This window comes from Bdellovibrio bacteriovorus (assembly GCF_001592735.1).
GTDB lineage: Bacteria > Bdellovibrionota > Bdellovibrionia > Bdellovibrionales > Bdellovibrionaceae > Bdellovibrio > Bdellovibrio bacteriovorus_D.
The window spans coordinates 309,074-322,736 of the sequence record NZ_LUKE01000003.1; the positions used below are offsets into that span (position 1 = coordinate 309,074).

Consider the following 13,663-nt stretch of genomic DNA (forward strand, 5'->3'; position numbering starts at 1 on the left):
AAGCGAGACAGACTTTAGAAGCGCTTAGCAGTTTATAAGCACCACGATGCTTATTGGATAGCATAGGCATTGCTATGTACATCATTGAAGGACGAGGACCCTTTTATGATGACGCATGGCTTTTTAAGATTGTTTGTATCATTATGGATCGCTATTTCAATGGTGCTTCCGGCTCAAGCCGCCCAGATGTGCGAATATGTATTCGTAGATCCTACCGTGAAAGTGCGCGAGGTTGATTTTGGTTTACGCAGCGAAAGTCATTCGCAAACCACCCCGCTGGCCTTGGTGAAGTTTGCTGAAAATAAACAAGCCCTTTGGACTCTCTTAGAGAAAATCCAGCCCGAACGAAAAAAACAAATCGAACATCTGTTAGCTGCGGTTGAATTTTTCGACTATAAGCATACCGCCAATTCTATCTTGCCTAATTTCTTAGATGGCAAGCGCAATGCTTTAAATTTTGAACGCCTGTATGACCAATCTGAAGCCATTCGTGGCGCGCCTTTTAAAGGTTTTATCAACGCTCGCGATAATTACTTACGCGTTGAAAAGCCTGAAGTCTCCGTCGATATGTTCACCCAAATCCATAAGCGTATCATGGAAGGTGGAGTTGAAGGATTAACCCCCTCAGATCTAGGTGCTTTGCGTGGGGTGGGCGTCATCGGCAACGCTGCGGGCTCATCTAAACTTGTTCCCAAAGAAGTTCAAACCATCGAGACCAATCCCTACCTTTACTTCACTAAAACAGACGAAAGCAAAAACCCTCTTCAAGACACGGTGTGGAGCAAAATTAAAATCTGGGGTCAACATCGTGAAATGTCGATCGAACAAAAAGATCCTATCCTGCTCAGCGGAAGAATTATTTACCCCGCGGTCGGCACGGCCAAAGATAAAACAATCGATCTTATTAGAGATTCGCACCCTGATGTTTATTTGAGAATCATTAAATTCCGTCAAGAAAATCCAGGAAAAGAAGCTCCAGCATCTTTGCAGCAATCTTTCGTTCGCGCTCTTTTAGAACAGCGTTTTTCGCAATTTAAAACAGATCGCGAAGCTTTAGGCGAGATCAAAATCGGTATCAACGAAAACCAATATATCGATCTCGTTGCTGATTTCCAACGCGATGTTGTGGCAATTCATCCTTTCCGCAATGGTAACGGCCGCACCACAAGATTATTCATGAATTATCTTTTAACCAAAGAAGGCTTACCCCCAGTTCGCTTGGTGGATCCATTCTTAGACGTTCAAGTTTCACAAAAAGAATGGCGTGAATACGTTCATAAGGGTGTCGTGAATGAAGCGGACCTTCAGGCGGATATCGTAAGCCGTGTTCGCCAAGGCTTAACCGTGGAATATTCTCCGGATCTGATCTATCCAGGCCTTCCGGATAAGGTTTCCATTTCGCAAAAAACTCAAGGGTCCGATAAAGAAGTAAAAAACTATGCTCAAAGCAAAGTCGACGCTTCTCAATTTAACGCTTTTGTTAAGACCATGATGGAAGTTCATCCTGAACTTCGTCAAGAAATCAAAAATGATCAATTACGTGCCATGTCTCGCCTGGCCGATCTTTTTGTAGAATATTATCGTTCCAAAACGGTTCGCTATGTTCATGAAAAAGATGGCGAGCGTGAAATCGGACTGCGCTTTGTGGATCCCGACTTCGTGGACCTATTCGGTGTTAACCGCGCTTATTCTAAAGAACTTTGGGATATGAAAATAGACCGCTGGTATGACAAAGACATGTTGGTCTGGCGTGGTCTTTCTAATAAGCAAACAGAATACACAAACGAACAACTTTTAAACTATTTCCAAACTCCATCCACTCACTTGCTTTCAAACAGCGCAGTTAAGGCTGTGCGCGAAGGCAAATCTGTGATTGAAGCGGCAAAAGCCGATTTCAACAAATACAACCGTGAACTTTTGAACGGAGACGTGGTTCAAATGGCCGTGGATCATCACCGCACGGGACCTCTTTACGGGGACTCTTACGGTTACTCGACTTCGAAACGCGAAGTCGTAGGTAAAGCTTTCGCGATGGGCGCCATGGTTGTTGGAGAGTACGGAAAACACAATGACCCCGCCCTTCAAGCTCAGCTAAAATCACGCATCAATGTAGCGTCTTACCGCGCTTTAAAAGACGTCGATTTAGGCCGTTTAAAAGCTTTTGATCCAGATTTTTCTTACATCTATGGCCGCCAGGCGGAGGTCATGGGGATCGGTGGTACGGATGCCGATGCGATCGTTCTGATTCAAAGAATCGATGCTAAAGGTGATGTCACCCAAACACTTTTAAGAAATATCGATAAGCCCGATGAAATTCTGGTGATCGACGGCCGTTATGTTCCGGGCGAAGGTCCCTTAGCGCCAGAGCGTATTACTCAGCGCTATAAACTTTCAAACCCGGGCGCTGATAAAGCTCAACAAGTAAAACAAGCAGAAGATGTGCGCGGTGAGCGCGACGTCAGACCTCCAGAGCCGGTGCATAAGCCGGCTCCACAACCTGGATTTTTAAATAAAATAAAAGGCTGGATTTTTGGATGATGCAAATGTTTCGTAAAACTTTAGGAATGTGGATAGTCCTTCTTATCGCGGCGACTCAAGCCCAAGCTGCGGTGATGTGTGATTATGTATTTATAAACCCGACGGTCGCAGCCCGCCCTGTGGGCTTTGGATTGAGATCGGAGTCGGGACATATTACTCCGGTTGAGCTTGCTAAATTCCGCCAAACCAAAACGGAGCTGTGGCGCACTCTTGAAAAGTTGCCTGCAGAGCGCCGCAAAAACGTGGAGCATCTTTTAGCTTCTATCGAGTTTTTTGATTACACCCATCTTGCAGCGAAGCTCGTTCCTAATTTTTTATCAGGCGGTAAAGAAAGTTTTGATTTCACCAATCTTTACGACAGCACATACGCCTGGAGTGAGGTCAAAGGCGCCCCTTTTAAAGGATTTTTAAATGCGCGTGATAATTTCTTAAGAAAAGAAACACCGAAGGTTTCGGCGGATCTTTTATTAGAAATTCACAAGCGTGCGATGATTGATGGCGTTGAAGGAATCAAGGCTGAACAATTGGGCTTATGGCGCAACGGACACTGGTTAGGAAACGCTTCTGGACAAACCGCTTTAAGCAAAAAAGAAATCGCAAATATTGATTCCAACCCGTATTTGCTTTTTGAAAAAAATCCGTTTGATTATTCTGCCGGTAATGGTCCGACACTTTTGTGGGAAAATGTCACGGTCTGGGGTTCTTTGCGCGATATGAAGGCATCTGTGGATTACTCATCCCGCACCGCGGGATACATCCATTACCCGTTTGTGATTACACCAAAACAAGAGACCATTGACCTTATCAAAGATTCTCATCCACAGTTGTGGCAGAATATTCAAAACTATCGCGCAAAGTACGGAGTGAACTCTCGAGGCAAAGGTCCGGATGGGCTTGAAGCGGCCTTCACAAAAGCATTGGTTGAAGCGCGTTTTGCCCGATATGAAAAAGATCGAGCGGAACTTGGCGAAGTTAAAATCGGCATTAACGAAAATAAATACATCGACCTTATCGCCGACCTCCAGCGCGATCTTGTGGCGATTCATCCAGTCTTAAACGGCAATGGTCGCACGACAAGACTGTTGATGAACTATCTTTTAACTAAAGAAGGCTTACCACCCGTTCGTCTAGTAGATCCTTTTTTAGATGTTCAAGTGTCACAACAAGAATGGCGCGAATATGTGCATAAAGGCGTGGTTAACAGCGCCAAACTTCAAGCCGACGTTTTATATCGTGTGCAAAATGGTCTAGTTGTTGAACATTCTCCTGAACTTATTTATCCAGGTATCGCCGCCACTGTGAATATTTCCATGCGCAAGCAAGGGTCTAAAACCACAGTCCAAAATTATGCGAAGGCCACCGTCGACGGGGCGCAATTTAATGCATTTATTAAAGCCCAAATGGCCGCTCACCCAAATCTGCGCCAAGAGTTAGATAACAATCGTCTTCAAACCATGTCGCAGCTCAACGAGCTCTTTATGGAGTTTTATCGCACTAAGACCGTACGCTATATCTTGGAAAAAGATGGAAAAGCCGAAGACGCGTCATTGCGCTTTGTCGACCCTGACTTTATTCAGACTTTCGGGATAAACCGTTCCGCCTCTAAAGAGCGTTGGCAGGCCAAGATAGATCGTTGGTATGATAAAGAGATGCTTGTATGGCGTGGACTTGCAAATAAACATTCACAACCTAGCAATCAAGAGTTGTTAGAATACTTTAAGTCCCCGACCACGCATTTGGTATCTAATCGCGTTTTAAGTGCGGTTTACCGCGATCGCAAGCCGTTACTAGAGGCTATCAAGGAAGACTTTGAATTTTACAACCAAGAGCTTTTAAACGGTAAGATTATTGAAATGGCCGTTGATCATCACAGATCAGGTCCTCGTTATGGCGACTCTTACGGATACTCGACCTCAAAGCGTGAAGTCGTAGGTAAAGCTTTTGCTATGGGTGCGATGGTTGTTGGAAAATACGGTGATCACACCAACAAAGAGGCGCAAAACATGCTGCAATCCCGTATTAATGTTGCTTCTTATCGCGCGATTAAAGACGTGGACTTAGGTCGCTTAAAAGCGATTGATCCTGAGTTTAGTTATATCTATGGCCGCCAGGCTGAAGTCATGGGTATTGGTGGGACGGATGCCGACGCCGTGATGCTGATTCAAAGAATTGATGCTAAAGGAAACGTGATCGAGACATTCTTAAGAAATACTGAAAAACCCAGCGAGATTCTTTTAATCGAAGGTCGCTATGTGCCTAGCGAGGGCCCTCTCCCGCCAGGCAAAATCAAAGCTCGCTATTCTATTCTTTAATCAACAGTCCATTCCTTGAAGCCCAATTTTACTGCGGCTTCAAGGTCTTTACGGTCAATTTCATAGACATTGTTTTGGCCCGTGGGAGATCCGCACACTTGAATGCGCATCATCCCATCGTTTTTGTTTGCGGCCGAATAGACCTTGATGTTCTTGAGCTCTTTTTGCATTTCAGCGACGGGGATGGCTTTTCCCTGACCACATTGCAAAGACCCATCGGCTTTAAAAACTTTCACACGCTCTGTTTTAGCAGAAACCACACCCACCTCCGCGCCGGCAGCCGGGGCTGTTACGGCTGAGCTTGCTGTTGCGTTTGTATTCACGTCTTTTTTTTGCGAGCGGCAGTTTCCATGAGTGCACGCACCTAAAGTGAAAATAAAAGGTAAAAGCAAAAGTGCTTTTCTCATTTAAAACCTCCTAGAAAAACGACTGACGAACCCAACCGGCGTCGATCGCATAAAGATTGGCTTCGCCAGAAATAAAGTACACGCGATTGTTTTTCTCGTCCACTTGCGGAGTGGAAAGAATTCCACGACCAGGTTCAAAAGAACCCAATTCCGCACCCGAGTTTACGTCTAAGAAGCGCAAATGACCTTGAGATTCTCCAAACACCAAAGAACCTTTGTAAAGCTGTACTTGAGTCGCAATACCGTCAGCAATTTTGTAAGACCAAACTTTATCGCCGTTCGCTTTTTTCAAGGCCAAGACTTCACCATTTGAAGTGGGATAAATCAGCTTATCACCCACCAAGGTGACTCCACTGTAACCGCCACTTTCTACACGCCAAAGGACCTCGCCTTTTTCTGCAGAGATGCAGTAAAGCTTATCGTCATATCCTGCGACATAGATCATGCCATTATCTAAAACCGGGGTCGCATCAATATCACGAAAGCGTTTGCTGCGATTTAACTGTTGATCCCAGATCACAGCCCCCGAGCTGGCATTCAGAGCCACTAGTGCGCCATCTGAAAAACCAACATAAAGAACACCATTATTTAAGACAGCCTGGCTGCCTCCGCGAATCGAAAACTGCGACGTATCTTGTCGAGAGTAAAGCCACAACTGTCGACCTGAGGCCGCATCCAAGGCGTAAAAAACATTATTTCCCGCTAAGAAATAGATCACACCGTTATCTAATAATGGAGCGGCTAGGTTTTCAGATTTAGTAGGGAAAGACCATTGCACAATGCCGGAGCTGGCTTCGATGGAATAAAACATTCCATCACTCGCCCCGACAAAAAGTCGGTCCTTCACGGAAGCTGCACTCGGCTCAACACCATTAGGGATTTTCAAACGCCATTTTTCACGGCCGGATTCTTTTTGATAAGCCACAATTCCATCAAGACCATTGCCTTGAATGACCAGGTCACCCACCATCAACGGACTCATGCGATTGATTTTACGGAAGCCTAGATTGTCTTGGGCCGTCGTTTGACGGATCCAAGCTGTCTTTACTTCGTAATGACGTTTGTTTTCGTTAAGAGAACTCCAGCGCTCCAGCGTACTGTGAACCGTCGTACATCCCGTGAGCGCTAAGAACAACGAACAGACCAATGAACTCAGAAGCAATGCCTTCATGAAGTCTCCTTAAAAAACCAGGAACTACAGATTCTTTTTAGCTTTTAACAGACGTAAATACTTTTGCGCCTCACGAGAAGCGGCAAAGTTCGTCGTTGCGGGGTCTTGTTTACCGCTTAGCTCAGTATAGATTGTTTCAGCCTTCGCCAAATCATTCATAGATTCAAAACAAAGACCCATGCGCAATTTTGCTTCATCATGAGCGAATGCCAAAGATTTCACTTTGGTGATATTTTCCCATTTTTCAACAGCGCCATTGCAATCATTTTTATTGGCAAGAACATTGCCCATTTGCATCCATACTAACGACGTCAAAGCGTCGTCTTTATCTAGACCTTTTTCAACTTTTTGCAAAACCCCTAAGGCTTCGTCATTTTTTTTGTAGGTCAAATAGATGTCGCTCAAATTCAAAGCCGCCATTTGCGCGGCTTTACTGGAAGAGTCTTCGTTTAAGAAAGCTTCAAAACCCGCAATCACCGTTCCATAATCTGTTTGCATATCACCAGAGGCTTTTTTACCTGTTGGTGTTGGAGCTTTTTTATCTTTGCTTTGTGCCGCTAAAAGTTCAGCACGAGCCGCTTCATCAAAACCGCGCTTTACTTCGGTGTAGTTTTTCTCTAAAACGAAGTATTTTTCTTGCTGAGTCATTTCTTTTTTATTGCTGAAATAACCGAAAATCGAAATACCAACGCCCACCACAACAAAAAGAGCCACGGCACCAATAACCATGTTTGAATGAGTGGTCGTCCAAATAAAACCTTGGCGCAGGGTTTTCGTTACTTGATCTGGTGATTTCACGTCTTCTTTTGTTAGCTTTGTCGTCAAAGTGCTTCCTCGCTGTTGAACTTAAATCTTATTCAATACTTACAACCCAAAGATTGTTCTAAAGGCCCCGCCTTATGTCAAGAAACCAGAGCTGTTAAAAATGAAACAACTCTCGGTAATAACGCGCAAAGCTGCCGACGCCGGCAACGAATCGCGTTATTCCCACTCCGCTTCTAAGAGCCCTTTCTAGCCGCATCGATTTTTGCCACATCAATTTTTTGCATGGTCATCATAGCTGCAAAGACTCTCTGAGCTTCAGCTCCGCCAGCCGCCATGGCTTCCGTAAGTGTCTTCGGCGTGATTTGCCACGAAACACCCCACTTGTCTTTACACCATCCGCAATCACTTTCTTTACCGCCATTACCAACGATGGCGTTCCAATATCGGTCTGTTTCTTCTTGATTGTCCGTGGCAATTTGAAACGAGAAGGCTTCCGTCTGCTTAAAAGCATTGCCTCCATTAAGTCCTAGGCAAGGAATCCCACACACGGTGAACTCCACCGTAAGCACATCTCCTTTTTTTCCTGAGGGATAGTCCCCCGGGGCCCGATGCACGGCCGTGACGGCACTATTAGGAAAGACTTCACAGTAAAATCGAGCCGCCGCTTCAGCGTCTTTATCATACCAGATACAAATGGTGTTTTTAGCAATAGACATAAGGAACTCCTCTTTGGGCTATCTTAAAAAGTTAACTTAAGATTAGAGTTCACAGCAAATGAGATTGTTCTGATCTACAGCATAAAAAAACCCTGGAGTTCTCCAGGGTTTTTAAGTTGATAGGTGCTGCTTCAGCCTGCGCGCCCGAAGGCGCTTCGGCACTGCGGCCTGCCGGCCCGACTATCGATTGTGAACTTCTTTAAGCGTGGTGAACGCGCGAGAAGATTTGCCCGGATGGCGTTGTTTTAGGCGACCAATGGTGTTGATGCGCTCTTCGGCCAAACGGTCTGCCGCCGTGTGGGTGCCGATATTGTCGCGTTTGGCGATTTCGTAAACCTTAAGGATGTTATCAAAAACGCGTTTTGTTTTTTCAAAAGCACGTTCTGGAGAGTAACCTTCAAGCTCCACAAACACGTTCATCAAACCACCGGCATTGATCACGTAATCCGGAGCATACAAAATGCCCAACTCTTTTAAATGATCGCCGTGACGAGCTTCCGCAAGGACGTTATTCGCGCCACCCGCGATAACTTTAGTTTTAAATTTAGAGATCGTTTGATCATTCACCACTGCACCCAATGCACAAGGAGCGAAAATATCCGACTCTACAGTTAAAATTTCCTCTGGAGAAACCGCTTTAGCGCCGAATTGCTCAGCCACTTTTTTTGTGCGATTCATATCGATGTCCGCAACAGTCACGATCGCACCTTCTTCGTTTAAATAACGAACTAGATTCGAACCGACATTTCCTAGGCCTTGAACAGAAATACGCATGCCCTTTAAAGCCGCTGTGCCGAATTTTTCTTGAGCCGACGCCTTAATCCCCATTAAAACACCATGGGCTGTGTAGGGAGATGGATCCCCCGAGCCACCGAAGTCTTTAGGAATACCTGTCACCCATGGAGTTTCCATGTAGATGTGTTCCATATCTTGAACGTTGGTACCCACGTCTTCCGCCGTGATGTATTTACCATTTAAAGAGTTTACGAATTGACCAAAAGCTCTAAAAAGACCTTCTGATTTTTGAGTTTTCGCATCGCCGATGATGACAGCTTTACCGCCACCCAAGTTTAAACCCGCTGCGGCGGCTTTATATGTCATCCCTTTAGATAAACGCAAAACGTCGACAAGAGCTTCGTCTTCGTTTTTATAGTTCCACATACGAGTTCCGCCCAAAGCAGGTCCCAAAGATGTATTATGAATCGCGATGATAGCTTTTAGACCGACGTGTGGATCGTTACAGAAAACGACTTGTTCATGGTCTCCGTGCTGAGAAATAACCTCGAAAGTTCCCACTATTAGGCTCCTTTAAATTAGATTGCCGAGAAATAATGGGCTCCCTGGAGTAAAAATACTAGGCTTAATGCGTTGAATAAGCCGCGGGGTATAAAATGCATTCAAAAAGAGCAAAAAAAGAGGGGAGACCTAAGCACTCCCCTCTTTAAATAAAAACCAACTCAGACTACATCTTTTCCGGCGCTGGGATTCCCAAGACAGCAAGACCTTCTTTAAGTGTTTTGCCGACAGCCTCGGCCAATGCCAGGCGAGCTTCTCTTACTTCCGTGTCTTTTTCCGTTCCGATCGGGCACTCGTGATAAAAGACGTTAAAGTTTTTGGCCATATCATAAAGATATCCGCAAATCGCGGCCGGCTTAAAGTTTTCTGCCGCTTGAGCTATCGCGGTATTCAATCCACCCATAGACTGCATCATCTGACGCTCTGACGAATGAGTTAAAAGCGCCCAATTCGGAGCTTTCGATGATCTCGCAAACTTGCGACCCAAGCTGGCAATGCGCGCATGGGAGTATTGAACGAAAGGTCCAGACTCGCCATCAAGTTTGAGCCACTCGTTCATATCAAAAACGATTTTTTTGTTCGTATCCATACGAAGCATGCCGTAAAAGATCGCACCTTTCGCGACTTGGCTGGCGACCGTTTCAATATCTTCTTTAGACCATTCATCTTTGTAACGGCTTAAGTAATTGGTTTTAACGTGATCTTCCATCTTATGCACAAGATCTGAAAGGGGGACGATATTTCCTTTGCGCGAACTCATCGCACCATCAGGAAGTTCGACATAATTGTACTGCAGGTGGAAGCAATTCTTGGCTTGTTCAAAACCTAAGATTTCTAAGACGCGAAAGACTTGTTTGAAATGTAAAGCTTGGCGCATGTCGACGATGTAAACCGACTTTTCGATCTGCTTATCTTCGAATTTGTGCTTGGCTAGAAGTAAATCCTTAGTCGCGTAAAGACCGGTTCCATCGGATTTTAAAAGTAAACAGAATCCCAGATTCTCAGATTCTAAATTCTTCCCGATCGCGCCTTCGGACATCTCAAGCTTTCCTTCAGCATAAAGTTGTTTCACCCATGCTGTTGAAGGAGCATCCATTTCGGATTCAAAATACCATTCATCAAATTCAACATCGGCCCACTTATAGACCTTTTTCATCAAATCAATCGACCACTCGCGAGTCTCTTTCCAAAGATCATAATAAGGACCTTTTTCAGACTCGAGCTGCTTTAAAATCGCGGTCAACTCTTGGCGATTGATCTCTTCTTGAGGAGTTCCATTTTGATCTTCTAAAAGCAAATTGGCTTTAGAATACATTCTTCCCAACCACTCCCCTTTTCCGGTCTCAGGAACGGGTTCTTGGTTGTGCTTTTTCATATACCAAAGGCATTTCGCCACGTGCGTTCCCATATCACCCGGAAACGTCGAAGAAACAATGTCGCGTCCGGAATATCTAAGCATTCTAACGATCGCATCCCCCAGGCACAGGTTTCTCATATGGCCCACATGAAGTTCTTTGTGGGTGTTGGGTTGAGAGTATTCGATCATCGTTTTTGGAGCTTTTTCCACCAATGCTTTTTTGAAATAAGACCCATCAAGAATAGTCTTAACTACCAATTCACCATGAGCTTGCGGCGTGAAAGTGATATTTAGATAAGGACCGGCCGCTTGCGCTTTCTCTATATAAGGAGAAGATGGGAAGTTCGCAGCAATTTCGCCAGCCACTTGCGGAGGGCCTTTTTTAAGATTTTTAGCCAAGATAAAACAGCCAAAAGCCAGATCACCTAAGTGGGACTGCGGAGGATTCACTAAGGCCTTATAGATTTCATCCTCTGAAAGTGTCGCGCCGATGTTTTTAATCGCCTCGGCGATCAAATTTGTAGCTAAAACTCGAAGTGCGTCGTGTTTAATCATAGGCCTTTCCAAAACATGAACAGAATTCCCCAAGAAATCCCCAGGGAAAGAGTGAATATAATCGCATTCCGGTAAAATTTCAGGTCTTTTTTCATTCTTAAGAGTTCCTCACGCAAAGAATCGCGTTCGGATGACAAATGATCTAATTTCAGAGCTAAAACGTTCAAATTCTGCTGTCTTTCTTGGCGTTCCATATCTAATTCGCGCAGTGCTTTTTGATGCAAGGCTTGCGGGTTAGATCCAATAAAGTATTGCGGCGTTAAACCGGGGATTTTTTCTTTTAAAGCCGAATACCACTGCAAAGCGCGCCAAATATGTGGGGGAGCTTCATCTCCATTTTTAGTCCAGCGAGTCCAAGTCGATGGATCAACCAATAAAAGCTGCGCCATTTTCCTTTGAGAAAGACCTAAAGAACCCCGAATTTCTTCTAAATTTCCGATCTGATTCTGGATGACTTGAACCTGGGCTTCATAATGCATCCTTAAAGACGTCTTTGAGCGGGCCTCCATATCCCCTTCCAAAAACCCCTCGTTTGACGGCACCTTTTCAAGCCCTTCTTGGTCGGGACCTACGCTTTCAAACTCCATTCAAACCCCTCTGGACTATTGCTTTTCACAACATTTATGTTGTTATTTACAATGTTTTACGTTGTAGAATACATATATGGTTGTTCGGAAGGGTTTTTGAAGTCAAGCTAAGTCATTGAAACCCCAAAAGAATTCGCTCTAGGCACCCCTGATACCCCCTTTTTCGAATTCGACTAAAGCTTATAGTCATAAGCTTTAGTGTTAAGTATATGTAATTATTGACATTTAGTGTTTGATATTTCTGACTCTTTGCTCTTGATGCGATGCAATATGAACACCTAGACCACGACTAAACAGAATATTTTTACCTATCACCTGTTTTGATGCAACAGATTATTGTTTATGAACAAAGTCTCTTGTCATCTGGATCTGGACCCCACATCATAAATCATGGCTTCTCGCTCACCTCAGTATCAGCTCAATAAGAACAAATATTTGCTGCCACCCGAATCAGAAAGATTGCGAAAAATTCTCACAGATTTTGAGTTGAAAGATCCACGCAACTGTTTGCTTTTATCAGTCGCCTTGCGCACCGGAGCCCGGGCTCAAGAGGTTTTAAACATTCAACGCAGTGATTTGAACACCTACGATGAATCCATCTTTATTAGAGGCTTAAAGAACTCCAATGACCGGGAAATTCCCATTCATTCCCAAGTTTTTGAACGACTTCATAGATTCGCCGAAAAAGAAGGCGGAAATAAAGTCTTCGATATTTCCTACAATCGCCTTTACCAAGTCTGGGAAATGTATCGCCCGGTCCCCAAGAAATTTCACTCCCTTCGCCACACCTTTGCGATCGAGCTTTATCAAAAGACCAAAGACATTCGCTTGGTTCAAGTGGCCTTGGGGCATCGAAATATCGCCAACACCATGGTTTACGCTAACTACGTCTATTCCCAACAAGAACTGCGCAAACTCATTTTATAGGCCTTTTAAGGGCCCAATAACGTCACATCGTCAGAATCATTACAGGCGAAATTATAAGCGGGGTCGTATATTATACGGCCCTTAAGCCTTAGGAGAACGCATGAAAAACATCTTACTTGTCGCTTTGATTTTAGGAACTAGTTTTGAGGCCTCTGCTTACTTCGTTCGTAAAAAAGAAACCGTCGAAATTCAAGTCAACGCGCGCGTTCAATACTTGGGCGAGTTGCGTGGTTTTTCGCAATTTCATTTAGACCATGTTCAGTTGTTACAAGCTCCGGCTGAAATTAATAAAGAAGCTTTGCAAGCTGGCTTAAATCACTGGCTCGGCGCCAGAGCAGATTATCGTCTTGGCTACAAAGCCTGCGGTGGCCAAGCTTTTTTAATCCTTAAACTAGACAAGCGCGATCTTTCACCCGCGGGCGATGTTGAATATGAAGCCGTCGCTGACATTGAACTGATGCAATGTAAAAAGAAATGAAAAAAGCCCAGACGGAGTGGACATCTGGGCTAGGGCGTTTGGGTTTTTGTGGGTATGGTACTTAAAGCTTAATCAAAAATTATTCATCACCATTGCGAATTTCATTCGCCAAGCGATCAAATTGTTTTTCTTCTGAAGCACGGTGCATGCGACGTTCTTTTTTAAACGCAAGCATGTCCTTCTTCGTCGGAGCGTTATAAGAAGTTCCCGAATTTTCAACAACCACGATGCGTTCACGTGGGTCTTTAAGGCGAGCTTCTTGAGTCTCTTCTTTGGCATCTTTTAAATTTGTTTTTACGGAAGTATGAAGTTCAGATTGAGCCTTAACATTATCGTTGATCATGGCATCGAAATCCGAAATTTTAGCAAAACTCACTGCAGGGATCAGAGTCATTACGGCGATTACAACTTGCTTTTTCATACTTCACTCCTTGGCTATACAAGGCTATAAAGCAAGGGTGATGCCACCCCAAAGCAGGCCTATTTGAACTGAAAGCGCCTACTTACGCAAAGTCCTGACAAGTGTCTAACTAATGGTAGGCAATTCTCAAAGT

The 13,663-nt window shown here is 44.5% G+C and carries 12 protein-coding genes; 4 read left to right on the plus strand and 8 right to left on the minus strand.

Annotation, left to right across the window (positions count from 1 at the left end; translation table 11 throughout):
* The first annotated feature begins 105 nt into the window (after window positions 1-105).
* Together AZI86_RS13910 and AZI86_RS13915 are read left to right on the plus strand one after the other, a co-directional pair.
* Window positions 106-2,538 carry a Fic family protein gene (locus AZI86_RS13910; RefSeq protein WP_081111940.1) on the plus strand — a complete coding sequence of 811 codons (2,433 nt, stop codon included), beginning with the start codon at window positions 106-108 and terminating at the stop codon, window positions 2,536-2,538.
* A gap of 5 nt (window positions 2,539-2,543) precedes the next feature.
* Window positions 2,544-4,850 carry a Fic family protein gene (locus AZI86_RS13915; protein ID WP_061836110.1) on the plus strand — a complete coding sequence of 769 codons (2,307 nt, stop codon included), beginning with the start codon at window positions 2,544-2,546 and terminating at the stop codon, window positions 4,848-4,850.
* Here AZI86_RS13915 and AZI86_RS13920 read toward each other — a convergent pair.
* The 7 genes from AZI86_RS13920 to AZI86_RS13950 form a co-directional block, all read right to left on the minus strand.
* On the minus strand, window positions 4,847-5,257 hold the full coding sequence (locus AZI86_RS13920; RefSeq protein ID WP_061835803.1) for a hypothetical protein: 411 nt from the start codon (window positions 5,255-5,257) through the stop codon (window positions 4,847-4,849). The genes AZI86_RS13915 and AZI86_RS13920 overlap by 4 nt on opposite strands.
* Window positions 5,258-5,267: 10 nt before the next feature.
* A complete protein-coding gene (locus AZI86_RS13925) occupies window positions 5,268-6,428 on the minus strand; it encodes an outer membrane protein assembly factor BamB family protein (protein ID WP_061835804.1) in 1,161 nt (386 codons plus the stop codon).
* Between the two features lie 24 nt (window positions 6,429-6,452).
* On the minus strand, window positions 6,453-7,253 hold the full coding sequence (locus tag AZI86_RS13930) for a tetratricopeptide repeat protein (RefSeq protein WP_061835805.1): 801 nt from the start codon (window positions 7,251-7,253) through the stop codon (window positions 6,453-6,455).
* A gap of 173 nt (window positions 7,254-7,426) precedes the next feature.
* Window positions 7,427-7,903, minus strand: a complete 477-nt coding sequence (locus AZI86_RS13935; protein ID WP_172798016.1) for a VOC family protein — start codon at window positions 7,901-7,903, stop codon at window positions 7,427-7,429.
* Between the two features lie 186 nt (window positions 7,904-8,089).
* A complete protein-coding gene (locus tag AZI86_RS13940) occupies window positions 8,090-9,205 on the minus strand; it encodes a Glu/Leu/Phe/Val family dehydrogenase (RefSeq protein ID WP_061835807.1) in 1,116 nt (371 codons plus the stop codon).
* A gap of 166 nt (window positions 9,206-9,371) precedes the next feature.
* Window positions 9,372-11,117 (minus strand): arginine--tRNA ligase, encoded by a 1,746-nt coding sequence (argS, locus tag AZI86_RS13945; RefSeq protein WP_061835808.1) that lies wholly within the window; start codon window positions 11,115-11,117, stop codon window positions 9,372-9,374.
* Window positions 11,114-11,704, minus strand: coding sequence for a hypothetical protein (locus AZI86_RS13950; RefSeq protein WP_061835809.1), 591 nt, complete (start codon window positions 11,702-11,704; stop codon window positions 11,114-11,116). The genes argS and AZI86_RS13950 overlap by 4 nt, the downstream gene beginning before the upstream one ends.
* Before the next feature lie 390 nt (window positions 11,705-12,094).
* Here AZI86_RS13950 and AZI86_RS13955 point away from each other — a divergent pair, with 390 nt between their 5' ends.
* Both AZI86_RS13955 and AZI86_RS13960 read left to right on the plus strand, forming a co-directional pair.
* The gene (locus AZI86_RS13955; protein ID WP_081111941.1) at window positions 12,095-12,631 is read left to right on the plus strand and encodes a tyrosine-type recombinase/integrase; all 537 of its coding nucleotides are present in this window, start codon (window positions 12,095-12,097) and stop codon (window positions 12,629-12,631) included.
* Window positions 12,632-12,731: 100 nt separating this feature from the next.
* Window positions 12,732-13,109: a hypothetical protein gene (locus AZI86_RS13960; RefSeq protein WP_061835810.1), complete on the plus strand. Its 378-nt coding sequence runs from the start codon at window positions 12,732-12,734 to the stop codon at window positions 13,107-13,109.
* Between the two features lie 79 nt (window positions 13,110-13,188).
* On the opposite strand, the gene AZI86_RS13965 is transcribed toward AZI86_RS13960, so the two are convergent.
* Window positions 13,189-13,530: a hypothetical protein gene (locus AZI86_RS13965; protein WP_061835811.1), complete on the minus strand. Its 342-nt coding sequence runs from the start codon at window positions 13,528-13,530 to the stop codon at window positions 13,189-13,191.
* Window positions 13,531-13,663 lie beyond the last annotated feature (133 nt).

Excerpts from the sequence above, each read along its gene's own strand:
- AZI86_RS13910 (WP_081111940.1), top strand. The coding sequence starts at position 106 with ATGATGACGCATGGCTTTTTAAGATTGTTTGTATCATTATGGATCGCT.
- AZI86_RS13915 (WP_061836110.1), top strand. The coding sequence starts at position 2,544 with ATGTTTCGTAAAACTTTAGGAATGTGGATAGTCCTTCTTATCGCGGCG.
- AZI86_RS13920 (WP_061835803.1), bottom strand. The coding sequence starts at position 5,257 with ATGAGAAAAGCACTTTTGCTTTTACCTTTTATTTTCACTTTAGGTGCG.
- AZI86_RS13925 (WP_061835804.1), bottom strand. The coding sequence starts at position 6,428 with ATGAAGGCATTGCTTCTGAGTTCATTGGTCTGTTCGTTGTTCTTAGCG.
- argS (WP_061835808.1), bottom strand. The coding sequence starts at position 11,117 with ATGATTAAACACGACGCACTTCGAGTTTTAGCTACAAATTTGATCGCC.
- AZI86_RS13950 (WP_061835809.1), bottom strand. The coding sequence starts at position 11,704 with ATGGAGTTTGAAAGCGTAGGTCCCGACCAAGAAGGGCTTGAAAAGGTG.
- AZI86_RS13955 (WP_081111941.1), top strand. The coding sequence starts at position 12,095 with ATGGCTTCTCGCTCACCTCAGTATCAGCTCAATAAGAACAAATATTTG.
- AZI86_RS13960 (WP_061835810.1), top strand. The coding sequence starts at position 12,732 with ATGAAAAACATCTTACTTGTCGCTTTGATTTTAGGAACTAGTTTTGAG.
- AZI86_RS13965 (WP_061835811.1), bottom strand. The coding sequence starts at position 13,530 with ATGAAAAAGCAAGTTGTAATCGCCGTAATGACTCTGATCCCTGCAGTG.